This window comes from Neobacillus sp. NPDC093182 (genome assembly GCF_044754045.1).
On sequence record NZ_JBIVOI010000026.1, the window covers coordinates 35460 to 55233 of the forward strand.

Sequence of the window (19774 nt, forward strand, 5' to 3'; positions counted from 1 at the left end):
CAAATTCGGACACTTTTCTTACATTCCTTGAAATGACTGACTAATTACGTTAATATTTTTAATGGATAAGGCTGTTTTAATAAACATGTTTGTTAAAATCATAAAGCCGATTTTAACGTGGAATAAGATATTTTGGGCTTTATAACGAAGTTTACAGGCTCTTTTCTCATAAAGTGAAGGCTTTTTATATAAAAATAGTGCTCAATCAATCGTATTTTACTTCGAAAAGCAACAACAATTGAGAAAAGAGTATGGATAAAAAGGTAAATTGGAGGACTGTTCATGTCTAATCGTTATGCTGTGATTTTGGCCGCAGGACAAGGCACCCGGATGAAGTCAAAGCTATATAAAGTATTACATCCTGTTTGTGGTAAGCCGATGGTTCAACATGTTGTTGATGAAGTGAAGAAGCTAAATATTCAAGAATTGGTTACCGTGATTGGTCATGGAGCTGAACTGGTAAAAGCACAATTAGGGGAAGAAAGCCATTATGCCCTGCAAGAGGAGCAGCTTGGAACAGCACATGCCGTTATGCAGGCACAGCAGAGCTTAGAGGGTAAAGAAGGGGTTACCATTGTAGTTTGTGGTGATACGCCTCTAATTAAAGCAGAAACGATGGAGTCATTATTTAAACATCATGAGGAATTATCTGCAAAGGCAACAATTCTTACAGCAAGAATTGATGACCCGACAGGATATGGGCGAATTATTCGAAATGAAAATGGCTTTGTTGAAAAAATTGTTGAACATAAAGATGCAACAGAGACAGAGCGGGAAATAAATGAAATTAATACAGGTACTTATTGTTTTGATAATGCTGCTTTGTTTGAAGCATTGAAGAAGGTTTCAAACGATAATGTTCAAGGCGAATTTTACCTGCCGGACGTAGTTGAAATCCTTAAAAATCAGGGAGAAGTAGTTACTGCGTTCCAAACGACTGATCTTGAAGAAACGTTAGGTGTTAATGATAGAGTTGCTTTGGCTGAAGCAGAAAGAATTATGCGCAGCCGTATAAATGAAAGTCATATGCGTAATGGTGTCACGATTATTGACCCTGCGAATACATACATCGAATCAGATGTTGTAATCGGTCAGGATACAATTGTTCTTCCAGGTACAATCTTAAAAGGCAGGACGGTTATTGGTTCAGAATGCCAAATCGGCCCTAACTCAGAAATTGATACATGCGAAGTAGGAGATGAAACGGTAATCCGTCAATCTGCCGCTTATAATAGTTCGATTGGCTCTCTTGTTAATATCGGTCCATTTGCACATATTAGACCTGATTCTGACATTCATGATGAAGTGAAAATTGGGAACTTTGTTGAGATTAAAAAGGCTGTATTCGGTAAAGGAAGCAAGGCTTCTCACCTTAGCTATATCGGCGATGCCGAGGTTGGCAGTGATGTTAATATCGGCTGTGGATCGATAACGGTTAATTATGATGGAAAAAATAAATTTTTGACCAGGATTGAGGATGGAGTCTTTATAGGCTGTAACTCTAATCTAGTTGCGCCGGTGACCGTTGGAGAAGGCGCGTACGTTGCTGCAGGTTCAACGATTACAAAGGATGTTCCTGGCAATGCATTATCGATTGCACGTGCACAGCAGGTAAATAAGGAAAACTACGTCGATAAGCTTAATAAGAAAAAATAAGCATGAATATTGGAGGGCATTATGTCGAATCAATACTTAGATCCAAACTTAAAGGTATTTAGTCTAAATTCAAATCTGCCTTTAGCGAGAGAAATTGCCAAGGTTATTGGTGTGGAATTAGGAAAAAGCTCTGTAACAAGATTTAGTGATGGAGAAATTCAAATTAATATCGAAGAGAGTATCCGCGGCTGTGATGTATATGTCATTCAATCGACTAGCTCACCTGTTAATGAAAACATCATGGAATTGTTAATCATGATAGACGCCTTGAAAAGAGCCTCTGCGAAGACAATCAATATTGTTATGCCATACTATGGCTATGCGCGTCAGGACCGTAAAGCACGTGCTCGTGAGCCGATTACGGCTAAATTAGTAGCAAACCTTCTTGAAACAGCAGGGGCGACCCGTGTTATCTGCTTAGACTTACATGCACCACAGATTCAAGGATTCTTTGAAATTCCAACCGATCACTTAATGGGCGTACCGATCTTAGCGGAATACTTTAAAAAGCGAGAATTTAATGGCGACATCGTTATCGTTTCTCCTGACCATGGCGGTGTAACAAGAGCTCGGAAATTAGCTGAACGATTAAAAGCACCTATTGCGATTATTGACAAACGTCGTCCACGGCCGAATGTTGCCGAGGTAATGAATATTGTCGGTAATATCGAAGGGAAAATTGCAATCTTAATTGATGATATCATTGATACAGCAGGGACCATTACACTTGCTGCAAATGCGCTCGTAGAGAACGGTGCAAAAGAAGTATATGCTTGCTGTACTCACCCTGTTTTATCTGGACCAGCGATGGAAAGAATTCAAAATTCAAAAATTAAAGAATTAGTTATTACAAATTCTATCGCTATGCCGGAAGAGAAAAAGACAGATAAAATCATTCAGCTTTCTGTAGCACCTTTAATGGGCGAAGCAATTATCCGTGTTCATGAAGAACAATCTGTAAGTACTTTATTTGATTAATCGAATCTAGCTCCAGCGCCTAGCCCCTCGGGGCTGAACAAGGCGCTTCCGCTTTTTAATCAAATAAAATGTTTAGACCTTCCTGTTTTGGGGAATTTTTATAGAGACAGTTAAGAACAAAACTAGGAAGGTGACTAAACGCATGAGTACGGTTTTACAAGCAAAGGAACGTAAGGAATTACGCAGTTCGGAGTTAAGAAGGATTAGAGAGACTGGTAACATTCCTGCTGTCATTTATGGGCGGAAGGTTGAAAGTAAACCTGTTTTTGTCAGCTCTGCTGATTTAACAAAAACGATTCGAAATGTAGGCAGGAACGGAGTTATTTCACTTGATATAGACGGCAGTAAGCATGATGTTATTTTATCTGACTATCAAGAGGATTTTATTAAAAAGGAAATCATCCATGTTGATTTTCTGGCCGTTGATAAATCCTCTAAGATTAATGTAACTGTTAGACTCGTCCTAACTGGCGAGGCTGCCGGGGTAAAGGATGGCGGTGTTCTTCAGCAGTCTGTTCATGAATTATCGATTACCTCTACTCCATCAGAAATTCCACAGCAAATTGAAGTAGATGTAAGTAACCTCCAGGTGGGCGAAACAATGAAGGTTTCCGATATCCTTTTTCAAGGATCATTTACGATCAATCATGAAGAAGATGAAGTAATCGCCAGCATTCTGCCTCCTCGACAAGAAGAGGAAATCAATGCAGGTGAGCAGCAAGAAGGCGGCCACCCCGATAACGAAGAAGGCAGAGAAACTGATCCAGTGGGTGAATAGAAAAGCGGAAGCGCCTTCGGAACAAGCACAGCTTGTTCCTGCGAAGTTTATTCTAAGGAGCTTCCCTTTGTGCACAGGGGCGACAGGCATAAGACGAGCCGGCGAGAAGGTTGCTCTTTAACATTCTTGACGGATTGGCTTATGACCCCGAGCCCCTAGGCGCTGCAGCTAGACAATATTTTTCAGACGTAACCTTAAATGGGTTACGTCTTTTGTCGCATTTAATTTAAAAAAGACGTATTATTAAGTGGGAGAGAAAAGAATGCTCCGAAAATTATTTAACAGGTGGACTGGGCCGAAAGAGAGGATAAGAATGAAATTAATTGTTGGTTTAGGAAACCCTGGGAAGCAGTATGAAAACACGAGACATAATATTGGATTTGAAGTCATTGATGAGCTTGCGAACCAATTAGATATTCCATTAAATCAATCAAAATTTAAAGGACTATTTGGAATTGGTTTTCATAAAGGTGAAAAAGTAGTTTTATTAAAACCGCTGACTTATATGAATCTCTCTGGAGAATCCATTAGAGCGACAATGGACTATTACCAGATTGAATTAGAAGATTTTGTTGTCATCTACGATGATCTGGACTTGCCAGCCGGAAAAATCAGGCTTCGCCAAAAAGGAAGTGCTGGCGGGCATAACGGTATAAAATCCACAGTGGCACATCTTGGGACCCAAGAATTTAACAGAATAAGGATTGGGATTGATCGACCTAGAAACGGTATGAAAGTTCCTGATTATGTGTTGGGACGGTTCAACGAAGAGGAATCTCCATTAACAAAGGAAGCAGTAAAAAAGAGTGCTGAAGCATGTAAGTCATGGTTAGAAAAGCCATTTTTACAGGTAATGAATGAATTTAATCAGTAATTCGTTCATGAGATAACCTTTACTATCATAAACTAAAACAATTCTTTTTTTATGAAGAAATCAAATGAATAACTTCCCTTTTCACCGTAAATACTATTATTAATAGTAGTAGAATAGGGAGGGTACCTGAGTGGCCATTCATTACCATTGCCGTCATTGCGGCACGAACCTAGGCTCCATTGAACAGTCATCGATACACAGCGAAGCACTCGGTCTTCATAAATTAACGGAGCAGGAAAGACAAGAGATGGTCGCGTATGATCTGTCTGGTAATATTAACATTACAGCCATATGTGAGGACTGTCAGGAGGCATTAGAAAGAAATCCAGATTATCACCAATATGATTTCCTCATTCATTAAACCGCTTTGGAAGCACTCCAAAGCATTTTTCTATTTTTTAAAATATTAACGTATCGTTAAAATACTAAAAAAGATTCAGGAGAGAGGAGGAACGGGCTTTTGAAAGGTTTAAAATCATTATTTCTAGATCAAGAAGATATTCACTCTATCATATCTGGAGTCCAAGAGGGCTTGAAGGAACAGCTTATTGCTGGATTGTCGGGTTCTTCTAGAACAGTCCTAACCGCTGCTATTTACGAGCAGATGAACAGACCGATTCTATTTATTACCCATAATCTCTTGCAAGCACAAAAACTATATGATGATATTGTAAATCTATTAAGTGAGGATGAAGTTTTTCTTTTCCCAGCAAATGAACTAATAGCTGCTGAAATGAGTATTGCGAGTCCAGAGTTAAAGGCACAAAGGATTGAGGCCTTAAACCATTTTAGTAAGAAAAAAAAGGGTATTATGATTGTTCCTATTGCTGGGCTAAGAAAAGTCATTCCTCCAAAAAACGTCTGGAAGAAGTACCAGCTGACCTATAAGATAGGTGATGACCTTGATGTAGCAGAGGTACTAACCACTTTTGTTAAGATGGGATATGTTCGGGTAGATATGGTTTCGACACCGGGTGAGTTTAGTATCAGGGGCGGGATCATTGATATTTATCCACTTACCGTGAGCAATCCGATAAGAATTGAATTATTTGATACGGAGATTGATTCAATCCGCTATTTTTCCTTAGAAGACCAGCGTTCCATTGAGAAAACAGGTGAAGTTTTAATTGGACCTGCTACGGAGGTTCTTTTTGAGGCAGAGAATTATAGCCGGTTAATTGGTAATCTGGAGGATGGGTTAGCAAAAAGTCTGCGGAAATTAAAGGACGATAAAGCAAAAATTCAGCTCTCGCAAAATATTAGTTATGAGCTCGAGCAATTAAAAAATAGTCATAAACCAGATCATGTATTTAAATATCTTTCACTAGCATACGAAGGGGGTACTAGTTTACTAGACTATCTTCCTTCTAATGGAATGGTCTTTATTGATGAAATAAGCCGGGTCCAAGAGATGAATGACTCATTAATAAAAGAAGAGGCAGAATGGTATACTGCCCTGCTTAGTGAAGGTCAAATTATTCATGATTTGGCTATTTCCCATGATTTACACGGGCTGCTTCAAAAGAACGAGTTTCCGATTCTATATATGAGTTTGTTTCTTCGTCATGTTGCGAATACGAGTCCGCAAAATATTATCAATGTTTCCTGTAAACAAATGCAAAATTTCCATGGACAAATGCACCTGCTGAAATCAGAAGTCGACAGATGGAAAAAAGGAAATTATTCGGTTCTCTTTTTAGGACCAGATGATGAAAGAGTAAAAAAATTAGAACGAGTTTTAGAGGATTATGAAATAGACGCCTCCATTGCACGCAGCGGCCAGCAGCTATTACCTGGAAAAGTGCAGATTATGAAAGGGAACCTGCAAACTGGATTCGAGCTTTCAATTCAAAAGCTTGCTGTCATTACAGAGGAAGAGCTTTTTACTAAACGTGTCAAAAAATCTACTAATAGACAAAAGCTTTCAAATGCCGAAAGGATTAAGAGTTATTCTGAACTTAAAGTCGGGGATTATGTTGTTCATGTTAACCATGGGATCGGAAAATACTTAGGTATTGAGACTCTGGTAATAAATGGTGTTCATAAGGATTATCTCCATCTTCGATATCATGGGACAGATAAGCTTTATGTTCCAGTCGAGCAAATTGATCTTGTTCAGAAGTATGTTGCTTCAGAAGGCAAAGAGCCAAAAATTTATAAGCTCGGCGGCAGTGATTGGAAAAAGGTTAAAAAGAAAGTTCAATCCTCCGTTCAAGACATTGCCGATGATCTAATTAAGCTTTATGCAGAACGCGAAGCTGCTGTAGGTTATGCCTTTTCTCCGGATGGGGACATGCAGAGGGAGTTTGAAACGGCTTTTGCCTACCAGGAAACTGAGGACCAGCTTCGGTCCATCCATGAGATTAAAAAGGATATGGAAAGATCTAGACCAATGGACCGCTTACTTTGCGGTGATGTTGGCTATGGAAAAACAGAGGTCGCGATTCGTGCTGCCTTCAAAGCGATTGCTGATGGTAAACAAGTGGCACTGCTTGTACCAACAACGATTTTGGCCCAGCAGCATTTTGAGACGATGAGAGAAAGATTCCAAGACTATCCAATCAATATTGGTCTCTTAAGCCGCTTCCGTTCTAAAAAGCAGCAAACAGAAACCATTAAAGGATTAAAAGCAGGTACAGTCGATGTGGTAATTGGAACACATCGTATCCTTTCGAAAGATATCGTTTATCGTGATTTAGGTTTATTAATCATTGATGAAGAGCAAAGATTTGGGGTAACCCACAAAGAAAAGATAAAAAGGTTAAAAACAAATATCGATGTTTTAACATTAACGGCAACACCGATACCGAGAACACTTCATATGTCCATGCTCGGTGTTCGTGATTTATCTGTTATTGAAACACCGCCAGAGAACCGTTTCCCCGTTCAAACGTATGTAATGGAATACAATGGTTCGCTTGTCAGAGAAGCAATCGAGAGAGAGCTGGCACGTGACGGACAAGTATACTTTTTATATAACAGAGTGGAAGATATTGAACGGAAGGCCGAAGAAATTTCCATGCTTGTTCCAGATGCTCGTGTCACGTTTGCACATGGGCAAATGTCAGAAAATGAATTGGAATCGGTAATGCTCAGCTTTTTATCCGGTGAGTTTGATGTGCTAGTCAGCACAACCATCATTGAGACCGGGGTAGATATTCCTAATGTAAACACGTTAATTGTCTATGATGCTGATCGGATGGGACTTTCACAGCTTTATCAGCTTCGCGGCCGTGTTGGAAGGTCAAATCGTGTGGCATATGCTTACTTCACGCACCGGAAGGATAAGGTATTGACAGAAGTAGCGGAAAAACGATTACAGGCAATAAAGGAATTTACGGAGCTTGGTTCCGGTTTTAAAATCGCTATGCGTGATTTATCCATTAGGGGTGCAGGTAATTTACTAGGGGCACAGCAGCATGGATTCATCGATTCAGTAGGATTTGATCTGTACTCTCAAATGCTAAAAGAAGCAATTGAGGAAAGAAAAGGTGATTTGAAGGCAGAGCAAAAAGCTTCTGTAGAAATTGATTTAGAACTAGATGCCTATATCCCTGATACCTACATTAAAGATGGTCATCAAAAAATTGAAATGTATAAGCGTTTTAGAGGCCTGCAAACACTGGAAGATATTGAAGAACTTCAAGCAGAGATGCTTGATCGTTTTGGTGAATATCCTGAAGAAGTTGATTATCTATTCCAGGTGGCAGAAATGAAGGTTTATGCGCTTCTAGCGGGTGTTGAAAGCATTAAACAAGCTAAACAGGAGATAACCATTTTAGTCAATGAACGAGCCAGCAGCACAATTGACGGACAAAAGGTATTTGCTATCAGCAGTAAATATCCAAGAATGATTGGTCTTGGAATGGAGGGCCAGAAACTAAAAATGACCCTTCAGATTAAAGGGACAGAAACTGCACACTGGCTAAATATTGCATTTGAGATGATAAAGGGGCTTCAAGCTGCAAAAAAGGGTCAGGAAAATCCTGTATAACTATGTAAATTGGCAGGAGTTAAATTCTCCAGTAATAGGATAATTTTTCTGTTTGTGAAAAAATATTACGAATGTGTATAGAACTTTCCAGATGAAAGATACTAAGTTCAAAGTTGGTGATGATTCCATCTACAGGAAGGATTATCATAACCAAGTTAGTAAAATCATCAGATGAAAGTGAGGCAACATTGGATGAAAGCAACTGGAATAGTTCGTCGAATCGATGATTTGGGTCGTGTGGTCATTCCCAAAGAAATACGCAGAACGCTGCGTATCCGTGAGGGGGATCCGTTAGAGATCTTTGTGGATCGAGATGGAGAAGTTATCTTAAAGAAGTATTCACCAATCAGCGAGTTAAGCGATTTTGCCAAAGAGTATGCAGAAGCCCTTTTTGACAGCCTCGGAAACCCGGTATTAATTTGTGATAGGGACAGTTATATTGCATTAGCAGGCAGTTCTAAAAAAGATTATCTAAATAAAAATATAAGCGATTTAGTTGAAAAAACAATGGAAGACCGTACTTCGGTCCTTGTCACGCAGCAAGGTGATATTTCGTTAGCCGATGGCAACGATGAAACCATTTCATCTTATACAATTGGACCAATCATTGCAAACGGCGATCCAATTGGAGCAGTTATCATCTATTCAAAAGAAGGAACCCTTGGGGAAGTAGAGAAAAAGGCTGTTGAAACTGCTGCTGGATTTTTAGCAAGACAAATGGAGTCGTAGAACTAATATTATTCTCACAAATAAAAGAGGCAGCCTTAGCTGTCTTTTTTATTTTTCTCGATAATCCAGCTGAGCAAGAGTAGGCTTCGGAAGCGATACATCGCACGAAAGAAAAGCGTTAGCTTTTCTGAGGAGTGCCAAGGGGGCTCTGGGTCATAAGCTTGTCTAGTTGTGGCTCCTCGGAACTCGAACAATAAGAGGTGCATAGTGCCGATAAATCAAGAGAGCAGGATTTACGGGAACTAAAAGAGGTTTATAGTGCCGATAAATCAAGAGAGCAGGATTTACGGGAACTAAAAGAGGTTTATAGTGCCGATAAATCAAGAGAGCAGGGTTTACGGGAACTAAAAGAGGTTTATAGTGCCGATAAATCAAGAGAGCAGGATTTACGGGAACTAAAAGAGGCTCATAGGCCGATAAATCAGGAGAGCAGGGTTTACGGGAACTAAAAGAGGTTTATAGTGCCGATAAATCAAGAGAACAGGATTTACGGGAACTAAAAGAGGTTTATAGTGCCGATAAATCAAGAGAACAGGGTTTACGGGAATAAGCCGCTGTCAAGAAGGTAGAGACCAACCTTCTCGCCGGCTCGTCTTATACATGTCGCCCCTGAACAAGGCGCTTCCGCTTTATAATATGCTATAATACACACGAGTTACGTTAGTTAGGAGATAAAAAATGAAGCACGTAAACCAGTCAAAGGCTCTTTTTAGGGGGGCTTTTATTTTAGCCGTTGCAGCATTAGTTACAAAAATCCTAAGTGCTGTATATCGGGTTCCGTTTCAAAATATTGTTGGGGATGTTGGCTTTTACATATATCAGCAGGTATACCCATTTTATGGTCTTGCCATGGTCTTGGCGACAACAGGTTTTCCGGTGGTTATTTCTAAGTTATATGCTGAACAAAAGGTAAAAGGTGACCATGAGAACATAAGACGGCTTTTATTTATCTCGTTCATGATTTTACAGTTATTTGGACTTATATGTTTTCTTATTCTATATTTTGGTTCCGATTATATCGCTATTTGGATGAATGACGAGAAGTTAGCCATTTTACTTAGGGTTGTCTCGATTGTCTTTTTATTATTTCCGATTGCCTCTATTTTGAGAGGCTATTATCAGGGGAAGGGGGACATGGTGCCAACGGCCATATCACAGGTGGGTGAACAATTAATAAGGGCTTTCACCATTCTTTTTTTGGCATATGTTCTAACCAAGCTGGGTTATTCGCTGTATCTAATTGGCGGAGGGGCCATGTTTGGGTCGATTACTGGGAGTATGGTTTCAGCCATTATTTTGTTTACATTCCTTTGGATTCGTAAAGAATGGGGAGTAATTGCTCCACGAAAAGGAATGCTGTCGGGCTATTATCGAGAGGCTGGCATTATTTTAAGAACGCTGGCCTATCAAGGTCTGACAATCTGTATCAGCGGCATGTTGATGATTTTGATACAAATGGCTGATGCATTGAACCTTTACTCTTTATTAACAGAGAATGGATATGGGAAAGAAATGGCCAAGGGGATAAAGGGAATATTTGATCGCGGGCAGCCATTAATCCAGTTAGGGACTATTGTTGCTGCATCCATGTCCTTGTCACTTGTACCGTTAATAACAAGTGCAAGAATAAAAAAGGACATGTCCTTCTTACAGGATAAAATTCAGCTGGCTTTAAGAATTGCAGTCGTCATTGGTGTCGGAGCTTCTGTGGGCCTATGGGCAATTATTGAACCAGCCAATATTATGCTATTTGAGAATAACTCAGGTTCATCCGTATTAGGAGTTCTTAGTTTTGTTATTCTCCTTAGCTCAATCATTACGACGATTATTGCGATCATGCAGGGGCTGGGGTCATTGCTTTTTCCTGCTGTAATCGTTCTAGCAGCCTTTCCTTTAAAATACATTTTAAATCATTTTTTTGTACCGGCATTTGGGACCATGGGGGCAGCTTATGCAACCATCATCACGTTAGTTTTTGCTTGCTGCATTCTTTACATGAAATTTAAAAAAATGCAACACATACCGCTGCTATCGTTTCACTTCCTTCGCACCCTTATGACAGCTGCTTTCATGATGGTACTCCTTTTAAAAGGCTGTCTAGCCTTAACAGATATGATTACCATTCCGGTTGGAACCGAAAGGATAATGGCAGCTATACAGGCGCTCGGAGGTGCCGTTTCAGGAGGATTCCTTTTCTTGTTTTTTATCATTAGAGGGGGCGTCTTTTTGGAAAAAGAATTATCATTATTTCCTTTCGGCAGCAAATTAAGCCTTTTATTACCTAAGAAGAATAGGAGTTAGAAATATATGGGCAAAACAATTGAAGTTCTCGGTTTAGGAGCGGGAGATCTTGAACAGCTCCCATTAGGCGTTTATAAGAAGTTAATGAAGGCAGATCATGTTTACTTAAGAACAAAGGAACATCCCGTTATTGCAGAACTAGTTCAAGAAGGACTGGGCTTTTCATCATTTGATTTCATTTATGAAAAGCATGACCAATTTGAAGAGGTATATCAAGAAATTGTCCAGACCCTGCTGGAAAAAGCAAAAACGGAGCAGGTGATTTATGCGGTTCCAGGTCATCCTCTTGTCGCCGAAAGAACGGTGCAGCTGCTTCTGGAATTTGGCTCAAAAGAGGATGTAGACATCATCATTGGCGGTGGTCAAAGCTTTATTGATGCCATTTTTCAATCACTAAAAATTGATCCTGTAGATGGTTTTCAGCTTTTAGATGGAACCTTGCTCAAATCCAGTCAGCTGCAAATAGATCAGCATATTTTTATAAGTCAGGTCTATGACCAGTTTGTCGCTTCAAATATTAAACTAACCCTTATGGAAAGACTTCCTGATGATTATGAGGTTGTCATTGTTACGGCCGCGGGAGGCAGGAATGAACGCATTGAGCGGGTTCCTTTGTATGAGTTAGATCGAAAAGTAACCCTTGATAATCTGACGTCTGTTTATGTACCTCCTGTACAGGATGAACAAATCATGCTGAAAAATTTCTCCAAGCTGCGGGAGATTATTGCTGTATTAAGAGGTCCGAATGGCTGTCCATGGGATAAGGAACAAACACACGAGTCATTAAAAAAGTACTTGATTGAAGAAACCTATGAAGTAATCGAAGCGATTGATAGTGGTGATATTGACCATTTAATAGAGGAGCTCGGTGATGTTTTGCTGCAGGTTATGCTTCACGCCCAAATCGGTGAGGATGAAGGCTACTTTGCGATTGAGGATATCATTGAGGTACTATCGGAGAAAATGATTCGCAGACATCCACATGTTTTTGGCGATAAGAAAGCAGAGGATTCTAAAGAAGTTCTTCGTAACTGGCAGGAAATTAAGAAGCAGGAAAAGGGCGAAACAGAATCCTCTCTGCTTGAGGGTATTTCCAAATCGTTGCCGAATTTATTAAGAGCTTACGAAATTCAGAAGAAAGCGGCAAAAGTTGGCTTTGATTGGCAGGAAATAACACCAGCTCTGAAGAAAGTGAAAGAAGAGCTTGAGGAATTTGAGAATGAGATAATGCAGGCAAGTTTTGTTGAGGCTAAAAAAGAATTTGGTGATATCCTGTTTGCTTTTGTGAATGTCGCAAGGTTTCTGGAAATACATCCTGAAGAGGCGTTATTTGAAACCAATGAAAAGTTTATTCGAAGATTTCGATTTATAGAAGAAAATGTAAAGAAAAGCGGTAAGTCTATTGAGGAGCATTCACTTGAGGAGCTTGATCAATTTTGGGATGAAGCAAAATCAAAAGGACTTTAGAAACGGGGGAGCATTTAATGAGATTAGATAAGTATTTAAAGGTATCAAGACTAATAAAAAGAAGGACTCTGGCAAAAGAGGTTTCCGATCAAGGGAGAATTCTCATAAACGGAAAAGAGGCTAAAGCAAGTTCCACAGTAAAAGTTGGTGACGAAATTACAATCCGTCTTGGACAAAGACTGGTTACAGCAAGAATTGATCAAATTCAAGATACAACTCGCAAAGAAGCAGCAGCTGAAATGTACACGATTATTAAAGACGAAAGAATTGGCGAAACACAGTTCTAATCATAGCACCGAAAAGGCTTGTTCTAATTCATTTATCCCTTACATAAAAATGTAATAAATGGTTGTACAAATGATTGTGAGGGATGAATGATGAGCCAATATTATGAAACAAATCCTGTCAAAAGTACTGTTCCAGAGCATGATGTCATCATGAGGGGAAGAAAACTTCTCGATATAACAGGTGTTAAACAAGTAGAGAGCTTTGATAATGAGGAGTTCTTATTAGAAACTTCTATGGGATTTTTAGCGATTAAAGGGCAAAACCTGCAAATGAAAAACCTCGATGTAGAAAAGGGGATTGTCTCCATTAAGGGAAAGATATTTGACTTAGTGTACTTAGATGAACAGCATGGGGAGAAAGCTAAAGGGTTCTTTAGTAAGTTGTTCCGATGACACTCTCCACTCAATTCCTCACCATGCTTTCAATGATTGGGATGGGTTCGCTGTTTGGAGTTATGTTTGATACCTATCAGCGTTTCTTAGACCGGCCTAACCGAAAGTCATGGATTGTTTTTATTAATGACTTGATGTTTTGGGTCATTCAAGCACTAATTATCTTTTACATTCTATTCCTTGTTAACAATGGAGAGTTACGTTTCTACATTTTCGTTGCCCTTCTTTGCGGATTCGCGGCCTATCAAAGTTTATTTAAAGGTATATACTTAAAATTACTTGAATTCATGATAAGAAGTGTAATAGCACTTTATCAGTTTTTAAGAAGGACTTTCCAACTGCTTATCTATAAACCTGTCGTAGGCATCATTCAGCTGCTAATTTCTATTATTATTCTACTTGGCAGGGGGACTTTTTCCCTTGTCAAATTTATTTTAAAGGTTTTATTGTTTATTCTTAAGGTACTATGGGTGCCAATCGTGAAGATAATATTAATTCTTTGGAAACTTTTGCCGAAAAGTATTAAAAAATACGTCGAGAAGTTATATAATAAAACGGCAGGAATTTTTATGGAAATCAAGAACTATTTAGTAAAGTGGAGCAAAAAGTGGAAAAAACCAAAAGAGTAAGGAGGGATGGGAACTGAGTTCAGTAAAAGAAAAGAATATAGCCAAAATCCAATCAACTTATGTCCACCAGCAAGAAGTAGCAGAAATTGCTTCAGCTAGGAAAAGGAAATTATTATATAGAAGACTTTCCTTGTTTTTAGTATTTGCTGCTGTCATGTCATATTTAATGATTACTAGCTTTATTTCCCAATCCTCGACTTTGGATAAAAAAGTGGCACAAAAGAGACAGCTGGAACAAGAGCTGACGCAATTAAAAAAACAACAGCAAATCCTTAAAGAAGATATCGTAAAGCTTAATGATGATGAATACCTTGCTAAGCTTGCTAGAAAAGAATATTTTTTCTCGGAAAATGGTGAAATTATCTTCAATATACCAGAAGAAAAAAAGGTAAAAACAAACAATAACTAGTCTTATTGACACTTTTTTTTGCCATTTTGTATAATATAAAACAGGTATGATTTTTTTATTTCTTAAGGAGGAAAATTCTTTTTATGTCAATCGAAGTAGGCAGCAAGTTACAAGGAAAGGTAACAGGGATTACAAATTTCGGAGCTTTTGTGGAGCTGCCTGATGGCTCAACTGGACTCGTACACATCAGTGAGGTTGCTGACAATTATGTGAAAGATATCAATGATCATCTTAAAGTTGGTGACCAAGTAGAGGTTAAAGTCATCAATGTCGAGAAAGATGGGAAAATTGGGCTATCCATAAAAAAGGCAAAAGATAGACCTGAGGCGCCGCAAAGATCCCATTCACACTCGAACTCACATTCACAACGTCCTCGTCAGGGCAGACAAAATGATCGGAATGCTCCTAGAGTAGAGACGTTCGAGTCAAAAATGGCGAAGTTTTTAAAAGATAGTGAGGATCGTTTAACTTCTTTAAAACGTCATACGGAATCTAAGCGTGGCGGAAGAGGAGCTAGAAGGGGTTAACTTGTTGCTTATTTATAAAAAACATATATTGCCTATTCAAGACAGGTCAAGCGGCTTGTCTTTTTTGTTTGCCAAAAATAAAAAAGCGTCGAAAAAGTCGACGCTTTTTAATAGATAGCGGCGGAGGGGATCGAACCCCCGACCTTACGGGTATGAACCGTACGCTCTAGCCAGCTGAGCTACACCGCCAAGTATTCAAGACACAATGAATATAATACAGGTGAAAACTAATAGTGTCAATTAGTTTTTTTAGTTATTCCGTATTCCGACATCCTTTCGATTTGTCAACATTATTTGAATAAATATAGTGGAAACCGTCGAACGAAACTTTGCATACGTTCACTAATTTGACAAAATTCTGAATCTATTAATTTTATAATAGTCTTTAACAAGAATTAATAGAGGAGTGTGACTTATGGAAAAGCTAGAACGGAGTTTACTAGAACCGGTCGGAGAGGTTAACTTTCGATCCTCTAAATGGTCTTGGGACGGCGTCTTGAAAAAATTCCAATTAAAAGTTGAATCCTTCTTTCTTATAAAGGGTTACCTGTTACTGATTGTAGGTTTCTTATTAGGAAGAGCTTTGATACTATCCACGCTTGCTCCCTTTAGTCTGCCTTTTTTCGCTGCAGTCTTTTTAATAAAAAGAGATCGGTCTCCACTGGCACTAGTAGGATTGGTTGCGGGCGCAGCAACTGTCTCATTGAAGAATGCAGCATTTACATTTTTGGTATCCATTCTTTTTCTAGTTATTTATCGAATTAGTGAGAAATGGATTAAAAATGAAATGAGAATGATCCCATTTTTTGTTGCCATCATTCTAGGGATGGGGAAATTAGCCGAGGCTTTTATTATTTCTAGGCAGCTGACACTTTATGACGCAATGATGGTTGGTGTTCAGGCCAGTCTATCGTTTATTCTAACGCTAATCTTCTTACAGAGCATCCCCTTATTAATCTTGAATAAGCGCAGACAATTGTTAAAAACAGAGGAAATTGTCTGCTTAATCATTATGCTTGCTTCAATCATGACCGGAACAATCGGCTGGAAAATTTACGATTTATCACTTGAGCATATTATGTCTCGCTATCTGGTTTTAGTATTTTCATTTATTGCCGGTGCCACAGTGGGTTCGACAGTAGGTGTCGTAACGGGTTTAATTTTTAGCCTTGCAAGTGTTTCAAGCTTCTATCATATGAGCCTGCTTGCGTTTTCGGGGGTACTGGGCGGTTTATTAAAAGAAGGGAAGAAAATAGGCGTTGCGATTGGTTTATTTATAGCAACTCTTTTAATTGGAATGTATGGTCAGGAGGGTGGTTCGGGCCCATTAACTATTACATTATTGGAGTCCGCTGCAGCGATTGTACTTTTCCTATTAACACCGCAGCTATTTACTTCTAAATTGGCCAAATATATTCCTGGTACACCAGAATATACAACAGAACAACAGAAATACATGCGAAAAATGCGCGATGTGACGGCACAAAGAGTGGCTCAATTTTCAAGTGTCTTCCATGCACTTTCAAATAGTTTTTCACAAATGGAAACAAAGCCTAGCAATGGAGAAGATGAACGTGAAATGGACTATTTTATGAGCCATGTAACGGAAAAAACCTGTAATACTTGCTTTAAAAAGGAACAGTGCTGGGCGAAGAATTTTAATACAACCTATGGGTATCTAGAAGAGATTATTCATGAGATGGATCAAAATGATGGCGTAGTTTCGCCTAAATTATCTCGTGAATGGGACAAGCACTGTACCCGGTCAAAAAGAGTATATGAGGCAGTTGGGCAGGAGTTGACCTTTTATCAAGCGAACCAAAAATTAAAGAAACAGGTTCAGGAAAGCAGGAAACTAGTAGCAGATCAACTCCTCGGTGTTTCCGAGGTAATGGATAACTTTGCAAAAGAGATCCAGCGCGAAAGAGAGAATCATCATAAGCAGGAAGAACAAATTCTGGAGTCCATTCAAGCATTCGGTGTCCAGGTTGAGCATGTCGAGATTTATAGTCTTGAGTCAGGAAATGTGGATATCGAAATGTCCGTTCCATTTTGCAATGGACATGGGGAGTGTGAAAAGTTAATTGCACCAATGCTATCTGATATTCTCGGAGAACAGATTATCGTTACCTCCGAAGAATGTGCTGCATATCCTAATGGTTTCTGCCATGTAGTGTTCCAATCGTCAAAAGCTTATACAGTTGAAACAGGAATGGCCCATGCTGCAATGGATGGCGGTTTTGTTTCAGGTGACAGCTATTCAACCATGGAACTTGGGTTAGGGAAATTTGCTATTGCTATTAGTGATGGAATGGGGAATGGAGAAAGAGCTCATTATGAGAGTAAAGAGACACTGCAGCTTTTACAAAAAATACTGCAATCAGGTATTGATGAAAAGGTCGCCATAAAGTCAGTCAATTCCATTCTATCGCTTCGAACGACAGATGAAATTTTTGCGACATTAGACTTAGCGATGATTGATCTTCAAAACGCTTCAGCGAAATTCTTAAAAATAGGTTCAACCCCTAGTTTTATTAAAAGGGGAAATAAAGTAATCAAAATCCAAGCCAGTAATTTGCCGATAGGAATCTTAGAAGAATTTGAAGTGGATGTGGTCAGTGAGCAATTAAAAGCCGGAGATTTACTCATTATGATGAGTGATGGAATCTTTGAGGGTCCAAAGCATGTAGAAAATTATGACTTGTGGATGAAACGAAAAATACAAGAATTACAAACGCAGGATCCTCAGGAAATATCTGATCTAATATTGGAAGAGGTGATTCGTTCACGGGATAACTTGATTGGTGATGATATGACCATTGCGGTCGCAAAGATAAAGCACAATACACCTAAATGGGCGAGTATCCCTGTTACAAAGATGAAGAAACGAGCGTAATCAATTATTTTATCCGGTATATCCTTTAAATATGTATAAATCCCCTCCACAGTGTCGAAAATGGGGGTAACTCGAAAAGTGGAGGGAGAATGAGTATGTATACAGGGAAAATTCGTCAGATTTTATTAATAACAGACGGCTGTTCAAATCAAGGGGAAGATCCCATTGCCATGGCTGCACTTGCAAAAGAACAAGGTATATCTGTAAATGTTATCGGTGTAATGGAACAAGATGTGATTGATGAAAAGGGAATGACGGAAATAGAGGGAATAGCGATGTCCGGAGGCGGAGTCAGCCAAATTGTTTATGCACAGCAGCTCTCCCAAACCGTTCAAATGGTTACAAGAAAAGCAATGACACAGACAATCCAAGGTGTAGTAAACCGGGAGCTTCAGCAAATTCTTGGGCGTTCACAGACAATCGAAGATCTTCCTCCTGAGAAAAGAGGGGAAGTCATGGAAGTAGTCGATGAACTTGGAGAAACTGTCGAATTAGAGGTGTTGATTCTTGTCGATACAAGCGCAAGCATGAAACACAAGCTTCCAACAGTTAAAGAAGCCCTGCTTGACCTTTCCCTAAGCTTAAATGCACGTACAGGTGATAATCAGTTTGCCGTTTTTGTATTTCCCGGGAAAAAGAATGATGTCGAACAAATTCTAGATTGGACGCCAAAGCTACAATCTTTGACAAGTATCTTCTCTCAGCTTACAACAGGGGGAATTACTCCAACTGGACCAGCAATCCGTACGGCTCTATCTTCATTTAATTCAAAACGTTCATTAAGGAGTCTCATGACCGGTGATGATGAATCATTCCTTGAAGAGTCGATGTAAAGTAGCTCCAGGCACTGTAATCACAGGGAAATGGCATTCGAATAAATATACAGTTTTAAAGGAACTAGGATATGGAGCAAACGGCATTGTCTACCTTGCAAAGTTTAAAAATTCGCAAGTAGCCTTAAAGATGAGCGATAACGGGATGTCCATTACCTCAGAGGTGAATGTATTAAGGTCGTTTGCAAAGGTCCAAGGGTCTGCCCTCGGGCCTTCTTTACTTGATGTGGATGACTGGAATAGTAACACAGGACAGATTTCATTTTATACGATGGAATATATTCAAGGACCGGACTTGCTGACTTTTATTCAGAATAAGGGGAAATCATGGACCACTGTCCTCTTTCTTCAATTATTAAATGACTTGAATAAACTGCATGAGAATGGCTGGGTATTTGGAGATTTAAAACCAGAAAACTTAATCGTTACCGGTCCAACACCAAAGATTAGGTGCATTGATGTTGGCGGCACAACGATTCAAGGGAGAGCAATTAAGGAATTCACTGAGTTCTATGATCGAGGATATTGGGGATTAGGAACGAGAAAGGCCGACCCTGCTTATGATTTATTTGCTGTTGCTATGATTATGGTTAATACCGTCTATCCAAAACGCTTTAACAAAACAACAGGTGGTCTCCCGCAGCTTAGAGAGGCCATTAGAAGACAAAAAGATTTACATCCATTCGAAAAGGTCATCGTAAAGGCCCTCCAAGGACATTACACAAATGCACTTCAAATGAGAACCGAAATAATGTCGTTGGCCCTGGGCAGTCAAAATCACGGAACAGTCCATAAATCAGCCGCAACTGCAGCTAATCCCAAAAGCACGATTCAAACACAAAAGATTCATCAAACCGGAAGTCAGCCAAAAACCAGGCATAATTACCGAAAGAAAAAGAAAAAAAGCAGCTGGGCAGAAACAATCATCATCATGATGTCTATTGCACTTTTATACATTTTATATATTTTTCAAAAACTTCTTTGATTTTTGAAACTAATGGTGAATCATAACGTATAAAAGGG

General features: G+C 39.2%; 18 protein-coding genes and 1 tRNA gene. 18 read left to right on the plus strand and 1 reads right to left on the minus strand.

Features of this window, described 5'->3' with window-relative positions; translation table 11 throughout:
• Nucleotides 1-282 precede the first annotated feature (282 nt).
• The 15 genes from glmU (at nt 283) to ACIQAA_RS30500 (ending at nt 15022) form a co-directional block, all read left to right on the plus strand.
• On the plus strand, nt 283-1656 hold the full coding sequence (glmU, locus tag ACIQAA_RS30430; RefSeq protein ID WP_402627098.1) for a bifunctional UDP-N-acetylglucosamine diphosphorylase/glucosamine-1-phosphate N-acetyltransferase GlmU: 1374 nt from the start codon (nt 283-285) through the stop codon (nt 1654-1656).
• Between the two features lie 21 nt (nt 1657-1677).
• Nucleotides 1678-2634, plus strand: a complete 957-nt coding sequence (locus ACIQAA_RS30435) for a ribose-phosphate diphosphokinase (protein WP_402627101.1) — start codon at nt 1678-1680, stop codon at nt 2632-2634.
• 142 nt (nt 2635-2776) lie between these two features.
• The gene (locus ACIQAA_RS30440; RefSeq protein ID WP_402627104.1) at nt 2777-3412 is read left to right on the plus strand and encodes a 50S ribosomal protein L25/general stress protein Ctc; all 636 of its coding nucleotides are present in this window, start codon (nt 2777-2779) and stop codon (nt 3410-3412) included.
• Between the two features lie 313 nt (nt 3413-3725).
• A complete protein-coding gene (gene pth, locus ACIQAA_RS30445) occupies nt 3726-4286 on the plus strand; it encodes an aminoacyl-tRNA hydrolase (RefSeq protein ID WP_402627107.1) in 561 nt (186 codons plus the stop codon).
• Nucleotides 4287-4416: 130 nt separating this feature from the next.
• On the plus strand, nt 4417-4647 hold the full coding sequence (gene fin, locus ACIQAA_RS30450; protein WP_063254885.1) for an anti-sigma-F factor Fin: 231 nt from the start codon (nt 4417-4419) through the stop codon (nt 4645-4647).
• A 99-nt stretch (nt 4648-4746) separates the two neighbouring features.
• Entirely contained in the window at nt 4747-8280 is a 3534-nt protein-coding gene (gene mfd, locus ACIQAA_RS30455; RefSeq protein WP_402627111.1) for a transcription-repair coupling factor, read from the plus strand.
• A 192-nt stretch (nt 8281-8472) separates the two neighbouring features.
• Entirely contained in the window at nt 8473-9009 is a 537-nt protein-coding gene (spoVT, locus tag ACIQAA_RS30460; protein WP_402627114.1) for a stage V sporulation protein T, read from the plus strand.
• Between the two features lie 200 nt (nt 9010-9209).
• Nucleotides 9210-9458 (plus strand): hypothetical protein, encoded by a 249-nt coding sequence (locus ACIQAA_RS30465; RefSeq protein WP_402627117.1) that lies wholly within the window; start codon nt 9210-9212, stop codon nt 9456-9458.
• 229 nt (nt 9459-9687) lie between these two features.
• A complete protein-coding gene (locus ACIQAA_RS30470; protein ID WP_402627120.1) occupies nt 9688-11310 on the plus strand; it encodes a putative polysaccharide biosynthesis protein in 1623 nt (540 codons plus the stop codon).
• 6 nt (nt 11311-11316) lie between these two features.
• A complete protein-coding gene (yabN, locus tag ACIQAA_RS30475) occupies nt 11317-12777 on the plus strand; it encodes a bifunctional methyltransferase/pyrophosphohydrolase YabN (protein WP_402627123.1) in 1461 nt (486 codons plus the stop codon).
• Nucleotides 12778-12794: 17 nt separating this feature from the next.
• Complete coding sequence (locus ACIQAA_RS30480; RefSeq protein ID WP_402627126.1) at nt 12795-13064, plus strand: RNA-binding S4 domain-containing protein; 270 nt, start codon at nt 12795-12797, stop codon at nt 13062-13064.
• Between the two features lie 90 nt (nt 13065-13154).
• Nucleotides 13155-13457 carry a sporulation protein YabP gene (yabP, locus tag ACIQAA_RS30485; RefSeq protein ID WP_095250671.1) on the plus strand — a complete coding sequence of 101 codons (303 nt, stop codon included), beginning with the start codon at nt 13155-13157 and terminating at the stop codon, nt 13455-13457.
• Nucleotides 13454-14086, plus strand: a complete 633-nt coding sequence (gene yabQ, locus ACIQAA_RS30490) for a spore cortex biosynthesis protein YabQ (protein ID WP_402627129.1) — start codon at nt 13454-13456, stop codon at nt 14084-14086. The genes yabP and yabQ overlap by 4 nt, the downstream gene beginning before the upstream one ends.
• Before the next feature lie 130 nt (nt 14087-14216).
• Nucleotides 14217-14495, plus strand: coding sequence for an FtsB family cell division protein (locus ACIQAA_RS30495; protein WP_402627131.1), 279 nt, complete (start codon nt 14217-14219; stop codon nt 14493-14495).
• 83 nt (nt 14496-14578) lie between these two features.
• Nucleotides 14579-15022 (plus strand): S1 domain-containing RNA-binding protein, encoded by a 444-nt coding sequence (locus tag ACIQAA_RS30500; RefSeq protein ID WP_402627134.1) that lies wholly within the window; start codon nt 14579-14581, stop codon nt 15020-15022.
• 115 nt (nt 15023-15137) lie between these two features.
• Here the strand turns inward: ACIQAA_RS30500 and ACIQAA_RS30505 are convergent.
• Nucleotides 15138-15211, minus strand: a tRNA-Met gene (locus ACIQAA_RS30505).
• Nucleotides 15212-15437: 226 nt separating this feature from the next.
• On the opposite strand from ACIQAA_RS30505, the gene spoIIE reads away from it, so the two are divergent.
• The 3 genes from spoIIE to ACIQAA_RS30520 all read left to right on the plus strand — a co-directional run bounded on the left by spoIIE (nt 15438) and on the right by ACIQAA_RS30520 (nt 19736).
• A complete protein-coding gene (gene spoIIE, locus ACIQAA_RS30510) occupies nt 15438-17918 on the plus strand; it encodes a stage II sporulation protein E (protein ID WP_402627137.1) in 2481 nt (826 codons plus the stop codon).
• 95 nt (nt 17919-18013) lie between these two features.
• On the plus strand, nt 18014-18751 hold the full coding sequence (locus ACIQAA_RS30515) for a VWA domain-containing protein (protein ID WP_402627183.1): 738 nt from the start codon (nt 18014-18016) through the stop codon (nt 18749-18751).
• Nucleotides 18720-19736 (plus strand): protein kinase domain-containing protein, encoded by a 1017-nt coding sequence (locus ACIQAA_RS30520; RefSeq protein ID WP_402627185.1) that lies wholly within the window; start codon nt 18720-18722, stop codon nt 19734-19736. Before ACIQAA_RS30515 ends, ACIQAA_RS30520 begins: the two co-directional genes overlap by 32 nt.
• The last annotated feature ends 38 nt before the right edge of the window (nt 19737-19774 follow it).